This window comes from Vibrio sp. zbq_1, from assembly GCF_043102935.1.
GTDB classification, from domain to species: domain Bacteria; phylum Pseudomonadota; class Gammaproteobacteria; order Enterobacterales; family Vibrionaceae; genus Vibrio; species Vibrio parahaemolyticus.
This window is the reverse complement of sequence record NZ_JBICJH010000004.1, coordinates 477,446-490,498: the sequence shown is the minus strand read 5'-3', so window position 1 is coordinate 490,498 and position 13,053 is coordinate 477,446. Positions and strand designations below refer to the sequence as shown.

Sequence of the window (13,053 nt, the reverse complement as noted above, 5' to 3'; positions counted from 1 at the left end):
GGTAAACCTTGCCCTCTCCCCCTAAACGACAGATGTAAACAGAGGAGAGAGCAAAGAAATTAGGACGCTTTATCGCGCGTCAGGCTTATTTTGTTACCACTTTTAGAGGAACTGGGATGTACTCATCCACTTTCTCGCCTTTCAGTACTTTGTCAGCCGTTTCAACACCTAACGCGCCGATAAGATCAGGTTGCTGCGCGATGGTCGCTGCTAGCTTGCCACGGTTAACCGCTGCGATACCGTCTTCTGTGCCGTCAAAACCAACGATCATGACGTTTTTACCAGACGCTTGAACCGCGCGTAGTGCACCTAGAGCCATCTCATCATTCTGCGCAAACACCGCTTGAACATCCGGGTTAGCAGCCAGTAGGTTTTCCATTACGTTTAGACCTTTCGTGCGGTCAAAGTCAGCCGGTTGGCTAGCCAGAAGCTCCATATCGCTTCCCTTCACAGCGGTCATAAAGCCTTCACCACGCTCACGAGCCGCAGACGTACCAGCAATACCTTCCAGCTGAATCACTTTTGCTTTCTCGCCAACTTTTTCTATGATGTAGTGGCCAGCCATCTCGCCGCCTACAACGTTGTCAGATGCGATGTGGCTCACTACTTCACCACGGTTTGCACCACGGTCTAGAGTTAACACAGGGATGTTAGAACGGTTTGCCATACGAATCGCATTAGACACTGCGTCAGAATCCGTTGGGTTAATCAAAATCGCTTTTACACCGCGAATGGTTAGGTCTTCGATGTTTGACAGTTCTTTGCTCGGGTCATTTTGCGAGTCCAGTACAATCAAATCGTATCCCAGTTCTTTCGCTTTAGCTTCCGCACCATCTTTCATCGTTACGAAGAACGGGTTGTTTAGCGTCGAAACCACAATCGCCATCGTATCTTGGGCTTGCGCCGCTACTGATACAGTGGAAGAAAGAAGCGCAGCAGAGATAAGAGTTGCAAGTTTTTTCATCGTTCTAGTCCTTTGTGTAGGGTGAGCCAGCACACGCCTACTGGCTCGGTTTGTATTCACATATTGATATGTAGGTTGTTATGAATTACTTGTTTTTGTTGTCTACCAATACCGCCAGCAAGATAACCACTGCTTTTGCAATCATTTGGTAGTAAGAAGAAACGTCCAGTAGGTTAAGCGCATTGTTCAAGAAGCCGATGATCAGCGCACCAATCAATGTCCCCATGATACGGCCTTTACCGCCCATCAAGCTCGTACCGCCAAGTACCACAGCTGCAATCGCATCCAGTTCGTATCCCATACCCGCCGTTGGCTGAGCAGAAGACAGACGAGATGTCACGATGATGCCCGCAAGTGCAGCTAACATACCGCAGATGGCGTACACACCAATCTTCACTCGATCTACGTTAATACCAGACAGGCGAGTCGCAGACTCATTGCCGCCTAGTGCGTAAACATAGCGACCAAAGCGAGTGTGATTAAGTAGGTACCAAGCCGCTGCGAATACAACAACCATCAACCAAACTGGCACTGGAATACCTAACGCGTAACCTGTACCAAACCATGCGAATGCGTCTGCCGTGTCTGTGAAGCCAGTAGAAATTGGTCGACCGTCGGTGTAAACCATGGTCACACCGCGCAGTAATGTCATGGTGACCAGCGTCGCGATGAAGGCTTGCACTTTGCCTTTAGCGATGATGATGCCACTGATTGCGCCCAGTGCTGCACCAGCTAATAGAGCCGTTGGAACCGCAATTAAAACTGGCACTTCCATCGCGATTAGGCTCGCGGCAAATGCACCACAAAGCGCAAGGACAGAACCGACACTCAAGTCGATACCAGCAGTTAAGATAACCAGAGTCATACCTACGGCGATGATCGCGTTGACTGAGGTTTGACGAAGGATGTTAAGAATGTTGTCTACCGTAAAAAAGTTCGGGTTTAAAAAAGACACCACAACAATCAAAAATAACAGTGCAATCAGTGATTTTTGTTCAATCAACCACTCTTTAGTAAACAGTTTTTTGCTGCTTGTTTCGGTCGGTTTGCTCATGGTATTGGTACTCATGCTGCTTCCTCATTGATCTTTTTGCCTACGGCACAGGCGAGTAATTTTTCTTGGTCGGCGTCTTTCGCATCAAATTCGCCAGTAATGCGACCTTCATGCATCACAAGAATGCGATCGCTCATGCCTAGCACTTCTGGCATCTCGGAAGAAACCAAGATGATGCTCATGCCGTCGGCTTTAAATTTGTTGATGAGTTGGTAGATTTCTTTCTTAGCACCAACGTCAACACCACGCGTGGGTTCATCCAAAATCAGAACTTTAGGTTTGGTCATTAACCCTTTCGCAATCGCCACTTTCTGTTGGTTACCACCAGAAAGGTTGCCAATGATTTGGTCGCGAGTTGGTGTTTTAATGTTGAATAACTTGATGAAATCTTCCACTGCGATGACTTCTTCGCCGTGCTGGATTTGTACGCCTTTGGTTAGCTTATCCAATGCACACAGAGACATGTTCTCTTTCACGGATAAGCCCAGCACCAGACCATCCCCTTTGCGGTCTTCCGAGATGTAAGCGATGCCATTTGCCAAGCCATCTTGCGGACTAACCGGATTAATGGTTTTGTTATCGAGATTGATAACGCCATGCTCGCTTGGTAGCGCGCCGTAAATCACTTTCATTAACTCGGTACGGCCTGCGCCCATCAAACCAGAGATACCCAAAATCTCACCGCGTTTAAGCGTGAAGCTCACATCGTGAACGCCAGAGCCCGTCAAGCCAACCACTTCAAGGCATGTCTCGCCGTGCTTCACATCAATACGTGGGTATTGCTCCTCTAATTTACGGCCAACCATCATTTCGATTAAGCCGTCTTCATCCGTGTCTGCTACTCGGCATTCACCGATAAATTTACCGTCACGAAGCACGGTAATGTCGTCACAGATTTCAAAGATTTCTTTCAGGCGGTGTGAGATATATACAATGCCGCAGCCTTGCTCACGAAGCTCATTAATCACTTTGAACAGAGATTCGGTTTCTGTATCAGTAAGCGCATCGGTTGGTTCATCCATGATGATGACTTTCGATTCAAACGAGAGCGCTTTGGCAATTTCTACCATTTGTTGCTCACCCAAACTTAGATCACCAAGCAAGGTTTTCGAGCTGTGTTTCACGTTCAAACGTTGTAGAAGTCTGTCCGCTTCCGCGTACATTTTGCTCCACTGAATGCGCCCCATAGAACCGGTAAATTCACGACCGAGAAAAATGTTCTCAGCGATTGTCAGTTCAGGGATTAAGTTCAACTCTTGGTGAATAATGCTGATACCCGCTTCTTGAGAATCTCGCGGACCTTTAAACGCAGCAGGTTGACCCTGATACTGAATGCTACCTGCATCCATATGGTAAATACCGGTCAGCACTTTCATCAATGTTGACTTGCCAGCCCCATTTTCGCCCATGAGCGCCATAACACGACCTGGGTATACATTCAGGCTCGCTTTATCTAGCGCCTTTACACCTGGGAACGCTTTTTCGATTTCGCTCAGTTGTAGAATGGCTTGAGTCATAATCTGTCCTCAATTCTCAGGCTTAAAAAACCACGCCCGCTTGGAAAATCACGTTCGCGTACGGTGTGCATTCACCGGTTCGAACCACTGCGCGACTTTGCTCGGTGCGTGCTTTAAAGGCCTCGTGCGAAACGTATTTGATTTCAATCGATTTGCCCGTTTCCTCACTCTCTTTGCTCAACTCTTTAAGCAGTGCTTCATGAAGAACAGGACTGACATCGGAAAATTCTTCTGCAATGATGACCCCTTCAATCTGTGACTCAGACAAAATCACGCGAACGGTATCAAGAAAACTTGGTACGCCATGCGTTAGCGCCAAATCGATGCGCTGTACATGATCAGGAATCGGCAGCCCCGCGTCACAAATCGTGATTTCATCGGTGTGGCCTAGCGTTGCCACTAAGTAAGAAATATCTGAGTTAATAAGGGTACTTTTTTTCATCTCATCGACCTTTCGGTTACACGTTCATACAACAATGAGTGCCTGTTTTAGGAAATTTTCATTATTAACAGAAAACTCATCGAAACGTTTCGATGCAATAATAAGACGCTTGCGAGATTTCACCAGTCACCGATCGGTAAGGTGTGAGAATGATCCGTGATTTTTCCAACTAAGAGAAAGAAAAGGCCGACCAAGTCACACTTTACTCATCGAAACGTTTCGATGGGTATATTTAAAGCCCACAAAACCCCTACGGTTTGTGCCCGCGAAAGCAGAAATACGTCCAATTACTGAGAAAGCCTCTAGTTAACGGGAAGGAAATCTGCCACATCATCACATTTCTAAAATGGTTGTCTGATTTTCGAGAACACCCACCTTACAATCTGGTTACAATTTGCAAAAAATATATCATCCGTTCAGTACCGTTTAGGTAAGCAACGTTTGTAGGGACACAAACGGAAGTCGAAGAACCATAATGAAATTAAGCAATCGAGTTATCTTGCTTGTCGCACCCGTGATCATTTTGAGTGCGCTGGTATCGAGTTACATCATCTATAGCATTCAAAAAGTAACACTCATCAAGCGCGAAGATAGCTACATACAACTTCAGATGGAAAAACTGGCGGGGCAATTTCGACAAGCCAATATTTTTCTTAACAGCTATGCGTACACGCTGAGTAAAAGTGATGTGCTGCAGGACTATTTTATCAATCACGACAATCCCTACCGTGAGCGAGTACTTTTTAGCCGCCTAGATGAAACCGCTGATGTCCTGAGCCATGGTTATAAAGGGGATGCGAGCATGGCGATCCTCGACGGCAAGCAAAATCTGCTTTATTACACCGAAAACCAATATTACGAATCGTCCGGCGTTGTTGACCCAAAGGTGCTGGAGTACATAGCAACCAGTTTCGCGGCTCGTGGTGAATACAGTCACACAGGTTTCATTTATAACTCCAGTGGCCAAAGCATCTTGTTGCGATACGAACTCATTGATAAACGAACGGGCGCACCGCCAGTTAGCTTCGATCCTAGCAACGTATTTTTTGTTGTCGTGTCCGTATCTTTAGAAGTGTTTAACGACATCAAACACGACGTCGAATTCGATACTCATAGTGTGATTACGTTTGCCGATAAACCCATTTATCTAGACATCCCTCTTGCGCAAACCATTGAACTTCTGCCTCACTTTTATGCGGTGCTCTCCCCAGCGGAGTATCTGATGTGGAACAAAGTGGACAAAGTATGGCTAGAACTTGCACTTTCTTTTGGTATCGCGGCATTTTGTACCATCACGCTGATCGTCTTAGTGCTCTATCGTTATGTTTTGCATCCAGTCTCTCGCCTCGATAAACAACTCAGCGAGCTAGAATCGAATCAGCGAGACAACATCGAAAAGCTCGGAACCAATGATGAAATTGGCCGTCTTTCATCTCGCTTTTTTGATATGTACGAAGAGCTCAACGTCATTTACAAAAAGACCAAACGTCTCGCAGAAACTGATCACCTTACTCAGTTGGCTAACCGTCATCGATTCCACCAACTTGCCACGCGTGAACTAGCCTCGCCACCTTCTCATTTGTGGGTGATTTATGTCGATCTGGATAACTTCAAGTACGTGAACGATAAATATGGCCATGAACTTGGCGACAACCTGCTAAAGGTCTTCTCGACTCACATTAAAAACGCCTGTCAAAAGTTCTCTCAGCAATACGACAGCCCTTGTTTTGGCGCGCGTTTATCTGGTGATGAGTTCGCCATTCTACTCAGCTCCAATAAAGACGTGGGCAGCATCCCAGATTTACTCGCCAAAGAACTATTAAAACCAATTAGCAACCTCAGCCAAACTTGGGCGAACGCCTTCCCGGTGACCGCCAGTGTTGGCATCGCTCAGTACCCGCAAGATGGGCAAGACATCGCGAAACTGTTGTCCAATGCAGACGCAGCAATGTACCAAGCCAAACGTGCTGGAAAAAATCAGTACGCGTACTATTCAGCAGAGCTAAATTTGGAATCTCAGCGACGCAGTCAGATCGAACGTGCACTGCGTAAAAGCAACGTTGAAGATGAGTTTAGGCTTGTGTTTCAACCTTACATGAATAACAAAGACAACGAAATTGAAGGCTTGGAAGTGCTTCTACGTTGGGACGCAGAAGGCTTGGGGCCAGTGCCACCAACCGAATTTATTCCAATCGCCGAGCAAGCTGGGTTGTTTGACAAAATAGACCGTTGGGTGTTTGCCAATGCAACCGAGGAATACCATCATTTGAGAAGCATTTTCGGCAAAGACATTGTCCTGTCCATCAACCTTTCATCGGCCGAATTAAACTCGTTAGAAATGGCGCAATTTATTCATAAACACGTAACGAGAAATGGCATTAAACCAGAATGTATCGAACTAGAAATTACCGAGACGTTTGCCGCGGAACAGCAAGGCACGGCATTGCTTGATGAGCTTTCGAAACTGGGTTATCGACTTGCTATTGATGATTTCGGCTCTGGCTACACGTCGCTCACTCAGCTTGTTCAATATCCAGTACAAAAGATTAAGTTTGACCGAGAGTTTCTACTGACGTTGATGAATACCAATAATGGACACGTGATCAAACCGATCATTGAGCTGTGCCATGCCCAAAACAAAACCGTGACCGCCGAAGGCATTGAACACGACGTTATGCACAAATGGTTGTCCGCTTATCGATGTGATTTCATGCAAGGATACTTGTTCGGAAAGCCAATGGACAAAGAGCAACTTAGCTTGTGGTGGAAATCGGCCAACGATGACAATCGATTCTCTCAGCCGCTTACAACCAAACTCGCGGCTGAGGGTGGAATTTGAAGGTAAAGAATCGATAATGTTTACTTTGACGAACTCATAAAAAAGCAGCACTTAATGTGCTGCTTTTCGTATTCTCACCCTATTGCATGCGCTTAAGCATGTTGAGCGTAATGGTTGCTGAGTTATCTGCCGTCGCTTTTTTCAGCTCAGAATAAACCACATCAGCAGAACCATCCGCTTTGTCGGAAATCGTGCGGATGACAACGTACGGAACCTTAAAGGCGGTTGCAACTTGTCCCAATGCTGCCCCTTCCATTTCGACGGCCATCGCGTTGAACTCTTGGTAGATGCCCGTGACTTTTACTTTACTGGCGATAAATTGGTCACCAGAAGCAATGATGCCTCGGAACACACTCTCTTTGCCTAACGTCTCCACCGCTGCTTCATACGCGTAATTTTGTAGCGCTTTGTCAGCATAAAAGTAACGCTCTTGATAGTCCGGTAATAACCCTTTCGGTTTGTTGAATGCGGTTAAATCAACATCATGATGTACAGTACGAGTAGAAATAACCACATCCAATGGATCAAGTTTCGGGTCACTCGCTCCTGCTATACCAGTAAAAATCAGTTGGTTCACACCAAAAGATTCAATCAGCAAAGTGGTCGTCATCGCAGCATTGGCTTTGCCAACACCAGATTGCGTTACCACGACGGATTTGCCCTCAAGCTCACCGATATAAAAAGTGTGGTTCGCAACTTTTTTGATTTGTTGATTCTGAATTTTTGGCAGCAGAGCTTCAACCTCTACATCCATCGCGCCAACAATACCTATCGTTGATGCAGCAAAAGTAGGAAGTGAAAACGCGGCAAGAATGAAAACAAGAGATTTCTTAAACATACGAGTCCTGAAGTGTAGCAATGCGCCACCCTTTTGCGACGCGCCACACATTATATACCCTTGAGATTTAAAGGGGGAATATTCCGTACGCTATCAGTCAAAACAATCAGCAATGAGACAAGGTGAGCTTCTCTACAACCTCAGTTTTTGGGTTCTTGACCTGTCGGGACACGCAGTTTCGCTGAAATCGTAGGCATAAAAAATTCGCAAGCTATCCTAGTTGCGCAGGTAGGGTGCCCCCAAGCGCCACATATATCCTGATCGCTTGATTTCACTCTCGTGAATTGTCGGCATTGACCACATTTATTCGTCATTAATTCTTCTCCCTGAAAATGATCTTATTGATAAGCAAGCGGTCGTTAAGCGTAATTCTATAACGCGATAACGACCTCAACTAGCCAAATTAGTGTTTAGAAACTAACACAATGTTCTGAGTGAAGATTTGACTTATAACCGTACTTTGCTCAAAAAACTTAAGAAACAAATTCAGAGAAGACAAAATAATATTTTATCCAGACCACAATTTTTATTTATCGAATAAAAATAATTTTAAAAAATGAAACTAATTCCGTTTCAACTTGTCTTAACCGAACATTAATTCATTTATAATAAAAGTCTAATTGCTTATTCATTTCATAAAAAGAAAACATAAAAATAATGGCTACCCATCACTTTCGTTTTTCCTTATATAGAATTACCTGATTTAGAGTTTCCATTCGTTCCATCCCCGTATCTTATAAAACTCATCATCACATTTTTTTCACTTTTTTCAGTTGGAGTGAAACGCTCAGATGAAGAGCTGTTTATCTATCTATCTTTCCGTTCTACATCCTTTATTCTATTTATAAAACCGTAATCACAACGATCAGAGACAGCCCCTTAAGTAACGCGGCGTTTCGAGCTGGATCACAGAGTAAACTTTTTGTCCTCCGATCATGGTTCTAATAAATACTTTGAAATTAAAAGATATTTTCCACATCCATTTAATTAAACATTGTTTTTTAACTTTACTCTATCAAAAATATTGCTAAACACAGTTTTATTAATTAGCGAAATCGGCTAGTATTTACGTCGAAGTTTTTCAAAAGTAACGATTAACCTATTAATATTAAGCAGTTTCAATTGGTTAGACAGAACCCTTGAAACTTAATGGAATCCCAACATTACGTGCTTTTGTGCATAATAAGAAACATTGGGAATATAATTATATTGATGTGCAAGTTGTTTTAACGAGTGCATGAAGCAATCGATAAATTTGTAACACCAAAGAGTTTTTATTTAGTCAAAATGAAAAAGTTATTTTTATTGTTGATATGGACATGTTTGTCGGTTTCTCCTTTTGCAATGGCGCAACACCCAAATAGCAAGGAAGAGAGCCGCGTATCCCAGCAAGTTATTGAAAAAACATATAAAGAAGCCAAACTCAATGGCGTCATCGACTTTAAACTGTTTCGCGATGCCTTTATCGCTTACCAAAAAACACCAGACAGAAAGAAGTCGATACTAACCATTATTGATTACAGCAAACCATCGACCGAAAAACGTTTTTATGTTGTGGACGTAAACAAAAAGAAGCTGATTTACAACACTTACGTGGCTCATGGTGTGAATAGCGGAAAGAAAACAGCAACACAGTTTTCGAATGTCGTGAATTCTCGCAAAACATCACTTGGCACGTTTTTGACAGACACAACATACTACGGTTCTAACGGCTATTCGCTGCGACTAGATGGTCTTAGCTCTGGCCTTAATGACAAAGCTCGCGAGCGCTACATCGTTGTACACGGCGCAGACTATGCGAATCCTTCTTTCATTAAAAAGAATGGTTACTTGGGACGCAGTTGGGGTTGCCCAGCGTTACCTCAAAAGCTGTCACGCGAAATCATTGACACGATTAAAGGTGGCAGCGTGATCTACGCCAGCGCGTAAACCACACTGAATACCAAAACTAAGGGAGCCTAGCTCCCTTTTTTGTTGCCTGATGTGCTCACAAGTCGCGGGTAAAATCGCATGTCGAGCAGAACAACGCCAATATTTGTGTAATCTTTGAGAGTCAATCACGTCATGAATCTATTAGCGCTTTTTCAGGTGTTGGTTAGATTCGCTTAAAACACTGTTCATTCCTGTTTCGTCTCGTTAGTATACGCACAATTGGTCACTTACCGACTGATGTATTGCCCAAATCTATACCCACTGACGTTTAGGATTGTTTTTTGCGTTATCTTCTTCGTATTTTATTTGTGCTGACACTGTCCATGCTCTCTGGGCATTTGCATGCAGCGCAGCACCACAATACAAATCACGTGACGTCAGAACGCCTCGACAAACTCTTGCAATCTGATTTTCAATCCGTAGTCAACGCACCACATTCAGAAGCACAACAACACTATTGGGGTTCTGATGGGTTTGAGCGCCACATCAAGAGAGACTTGTTCGCTCTGGTGAGTTACCGCCGAACGTCTACTGATGACGGATCGCTCTCCCTCAGCTTTGAATCTGAATACCATCTACTTGTCGCGTTTTTGCCTCCTCCATTAAAAGAGTTAGCGTGGCAAACTATTCCGTTGCCTACTGATAGCTATGGCATGTTAAAAAACCAACGTTCTCTCTATCGTTTATCAGGGCGGAAAGAGGCGAATTTACTGTACGTGTTTAAACACGGCCGCGAATCGATCATCACAGTTTGATACCACAAAAAAACAAGGAAGCATGTCACACCAGGCATGGATGTCCTCAAATTTATCTGATCTGATTCGAGGTCTATTTATGAAAAAATTCACAGCAGCAGCGTTAACGGCCCTACTTTTCACTGCAGTACCAACATTTGCAAATACAGACACAAACGCGGACAAAATGACAAACGAAACGCTATTGGAATGCGCAAATGCTTCCAATGCTCGTAACGCGATACCAGAGCACCGAGCCGTTTTTCGTCATTACTTGATGTCTGAACGTGGTTACAGCTTTAGCCAACTCTCTTCCACCGAAACCGAGTTTAAAGCACAAGACAACAACGATTCTGAGATAGAACAGTTCTATCAAACACAGTGTAAAGAAGTTGGTGAGCAGCTCTACCGCGTGGGCTACTGACACCAGCGAGAATGAAGAACTCGGTAAAGGGTCAACAGTTCCAAAAACAAAAGGCGCATTCTCTGCGCCTTTTGCTTACATCAATATCCTAGTTACACATGAGTGAACCATTGTTAAGAGAGCTGAGACGCCGCCTTAGATTTAAACCGCGCTTTGCGCACCTTGAGGATCACAAAACTCATCACAGCAATAGTAAGAGTAATCACTGGCGCAGCCATTAACCCCATCGTCACCATCTTGCTGATATTCTCCGGAAGTAAAGGCAGGAGCATGCCAAAGCCGCACAGTAACAACGTCCACAATATGGCGCTCAGCCATGCAAAGTAATGGAACTTCGACACGCGTTTCACACGTAATCCCATCATCAATGGCAAAAGCGAACGCACCACCGGAATGAAACGCGCGCAAAGCAATGCAACTAAGCCATGTTTACCCAAAAGAACATCGACTTGTTCGAGTCTTTTCTGTGGGACAGCATTCACCCAGCCTTGAACTTTAGGTAGGCGGTTTAGCCATTTTCCTTGCAAGTATGCCGCCCAACTTCCTAAGCCCGCACTCACAATAATCACCAACATGATGGCAATAGGATCAAGCACGCCTACCGCCGCAAGTGTGCCAGACAACACCACTACGCTATCGCACGGAAATGGCGCAGCAGGAATAAAACCACTTTCCAAAAAGATTAATGTCGCCACGACAATATAAATAATCCCTGCACTTCCTGGCACCATAAGTGCAGAAAAGTCTTGATGCCAAAAGGCAAGCAAGACGCCCATCATTGAATCAAACATAAAATAAGCTCCTAAACATCACTAAATAACAACAAGGTAGATGCTTAGGACTATCGAGCGTGAATAAACCGATAGATAAGATTAGAGCCTAACCCATCTCCAATTTGATATTTTGAATGAGAGAAGTCTTTCTCAAGACCAAGAAAAGCCGTCAGACCCACGTTCAAATATGGCGTTTCTGACAAAGAGCGGTTCCAATGAGGAGCCAACGTTTCGAACCAACCGATATCGAGCTCGTCAAGCTCTGATTTTGAATCATGAACTCGCAGTGCATTGCGATTTAACAGGCTAGCAAACGAATGAAAAGGTGGTGCTAGTGGCGTTTCGGAAACTTGTGCGTCTTCATCATAAAACGCACTGCCGACGGTGTAGTGGTGAACAGTTTCAGGCGACGTTGACTCTTGGCCGACAGAAACCGCCAATAAGCTCAGAAATAGCCCGAAGAAGCTAATAAGAAGAGCACGCACAACGTTCACCTACATCACAGTAATACGTACTTTTAACTCTGAGGGCGAGAATTTGCAATCGAAATTCTCGCCTCGTGGTTTTAGCCACTCAGTTTGATATAACGGAGGACTTAATTCTTACCGTATGGGTAGTTTTCGAACATTTTCGCCACTTCTTCTGTGATCAAATTTTCCCTTTTCTCAGTACTCATTGATTCGGTTAACTTGCGGCTTGAAACGCCTTTCCACACAACTTGGTTCGCCTTACTATCCACCAGCTCTACCACTAACTTCCCGTATTTGCGTTCTTTATATCGTTCAGGGCTTGATGTAATCACACCAAAGCTGTTCCATCCATAACCGACGCTAAAAGAAGAACCAGACGATACCAACTCCGACTCCTCAACGATATCGTGATGAACGTATAAATCACCACCACTTGCAACTCGAGAAAGCCCCTTCGATTCCAGTTGAGCAGCCAAACCTTGTTCTATACGGCGTCCATCGATACTTGCTGGAGCATCATTTTGAGTACCAAAATCAAACGTTTTATAAGAAGCGAAGTCCGCTTGTTTATCCACGTCTGTTGTTACTGTCGTACAAGCGGCCATCAAAAGCGCCATTGCCCCAATTGTTACTGTTTTCCACATACGCGCTCTCCTCGTTTTTTTACTTATACGGCTGACAATAAAGTTGTGTCATTTCAATATTGAGTCTTGACCATGAATGATAAGTGTTCAATGTCAGGTGATGATTAAACCATCAAATGGATTGACGATTAATGAGCCAGCTCTGTCACATAACGGTGTCATTTTCGTCGAGCATCATCAGGAAGCCATTTAAGTTCATCGAAAGCGTATTTTTTCACCAAGAAGACAATTTTTTATACAACTGACAAGCGACTGATGAAAAAAGACTTTTCTTTTGAAATCAATGTGGCATATTAGCTGAGTCCTATCGATGCGCGGGCATCGTATAATGGCTATTACCTCAGCCTTCCAAGCTGATGATGCGGGTTCGATTCCCGCTGCCCGCTCCAATATCTATCTACTCCCAAGAAATTCTTTTCTAA

General features: G+C 44.3%; 12 protein-coding genes and 1 tRNA gene. 5 read left to right on the top strand and 8 right to left on the bottom strand.

Features of this window, described 5'->3' with window-relative positions:
• Nucleotides 1-85: 85 nt before the first annotated feature.
• From rbsB to rbsD, 4 genes are all read right to left on the bottom strand, one after another.
• Nucleotides 86-964, bottom strand: a complete 879-nt coding sequence (gene rbsB, locus ACF8CV_RS02635) for a ribose ABC transporter substrate-binding protein RbsB (protein WP_069502047.1) — start codon at nt 962-964, stop codon at nt 86-88.
• 85 nt (nt 965-1,049) lie between these two features.
• Nucleotides 1,050-2,033 carry a ribose ABC transporter permease gene (rbsC, locus tag ACF8CV_RS02630; protein WP_005463702.1) on the bottom strand — a complete coding sequence of 328 codons (984 nt, stop codon included), beginning with the start codon at nt 2,031-2,033 and terminating at the stop codon, nt 1,050-1,052.
• A complete protein-coding gene (gene rbsA, locus ACF8CV_RS02625; protein ID WP_005463701.1) occupies nt 2,030-3,535 on the bottom strand; it encodes a ribose ABC transporter ATP-binding protein RbsA in 1,506 nt (501 codons plus the stop codon). The genes rbsC and rbsA overlap by 4 nt, the downstream gene beginning before the upstream one ends.
• A gap of 22 nt (nt 3,536-3,557) precedes the next feature.
• Nucleotides 3,558-3,977 carry a D-ribose pyranase gene (gene rbsD / locus ACF8CV_RS02620; RefSeq protein WP_015313345.1) on the bottom strand — a complete coding sequence of 140 codons (420 nt, stop codon included), beginning with the start codon at nt 3,975-3,977 and terminating at the stop codon, nt 3,558-3,560.
• A 475-nt stretch (nt 3,978-4,452) separates the two neighbouring features.
• On the opposite strand from rbsD, the gene ACF8CV_RS02615 reads away from it, so the two are divergent.
• Nucleotides 4,453-6,816: an EAL domain-containing protein gene (locus tag ACF8CV_RS02615; RefSeq protein WP_015313346.1), complete on the top strand. Its 2,364-nt coding sequence runs from the start codon at nt 4,453-4,455 to the stop codon at nt 6,814-6,816.
• 79 nt (nt 6,817-6,895) lie between these two features.
• Here ACF8CV_RS02615 and ACF8CV_RS02610 read toward each other — a convergent pair whose 3' ends face one another.
• Nucleotides 6,896-7,654: a 5'-methylthioadenosine/adenosylhomocysteine nucleosidase gene (locus ACF8CV_RS02610; RefSeq protein WP_062866820.1), complete on the bottom strand. Its 759-nt coding sequence runs from the start codon at nt 7,652-7,654 to the stop codon at nt 6,896-6,898.
• Nucleotides 7,655-8,941: 1,287 nt separating this feature from the next.
• Here ACF8CV_RS02610 and ACF8CV_RS02605 point away from each other — a divergent pair.
• The 3 genes from ACF8CV_RS02605 (at nt 8,942) to ACF8CV_RS02595 (ending at nt 10,744) form a co-directional block, all read left to right on the top strand.
• Nucleotides 8,942-9,583 carry a murein L,D-transpeptidase catalytic domain family protein gene (locus ACF8CV_RS02605; RefSeq protein WP_025634018.1) on the top strand — a complete coding sequence of 214 codons (642 nt, stop codon included), beginning with the start codon at nt 8,942-8,944 and terminating at the stop codon, nt 9,581-9,583.
• 284 nt (nt 9,584-9,867) lie between these two features.
• On the top strand, nt 9,868-10,341 hold the full coding sequence (locus tag ACF8CV_RS02600; protein ID WP_025623283.1) for a hypothetical protein: 474 nt from the start codon (nt 9,868-9,870) through the stop codon (nt 10,339-10,341).
• Nucleotides 10,342-10,420: 79 nt separating this feature from the next.
• On the top strand, nt 10,421-10,744 hold the full coding sequence (locus tag ACF8CV_RS02595) for a hypothetical protein (protein ID WP_025509265.1): 324 nt from the start codon (nt 10,421-10,423) through the stop codon (nt 10,742-10,744).
• 113 nt (nt 10,745-10,857) lie between these two features.
• On the opposite strand, the gene ACF8CV_RS02590 is transcribed toward ACF8CV_RS02595, so the two are convergent.
• The 3 genes from ACF8CV_RS02590 to ACF8CV_RS02580 all read right to left on the bottom strand — a co-directional run bounded on the left by ACF8CV_RS02590 (nt 10,858) and on the right by ACF8CV_RS02580 (nt 12,631).
• A complete protein-coding gene (locus ACF8CV_RS02590) occupies nt 10,858-11,535 on the bottom strand; it encodes a DedA family protein (protein ID WP_138937100.1) in 678 nt (225 codons plus the stop codon).
• A 50-nt stretch (nt 11,536-11,585) separates the two neighbouring features.
• Nucleotides 11,586-12,002, bottom strand: coding sequence for a hypothetical protein (locus ACF8CV_RS02585; RefSeq protein ID WP_138937101.1), 417 nt, complete (start codon nt 12,000-12,002; stop codon nt 11,586-11,588).
• Nucleotides 12,003-12,112: 110 nt separating this feature from the next.
• Nucleotides 12,113-12,631 carry a DUF4136 domain-containing protein gene (locus ACF8CV_RS02580; protein WP_005463686.1) on the bottom strand — a complete coding sequence of 173 codons (519 nt, stop codon included), beginning with the start codon at nt 12,629-12,631 and terminating at the stop codon, nt 12,113-12,115.
• Nucleotides 12,632-12,945: 314 nt separating this feature from the next.
• Between ACF8CV_RS02580 and ACF8CV_RS02575 the strand changes: the two genes are divergently transcribed.
• A tRNA-Gly gene (locus tag ACF8CV_RS02575) sits at nt 12,946-13,020 on the top strand.
• The last annotated feature ends 33 nt before the right edge of the window (nt 13,021-13,053 follow it).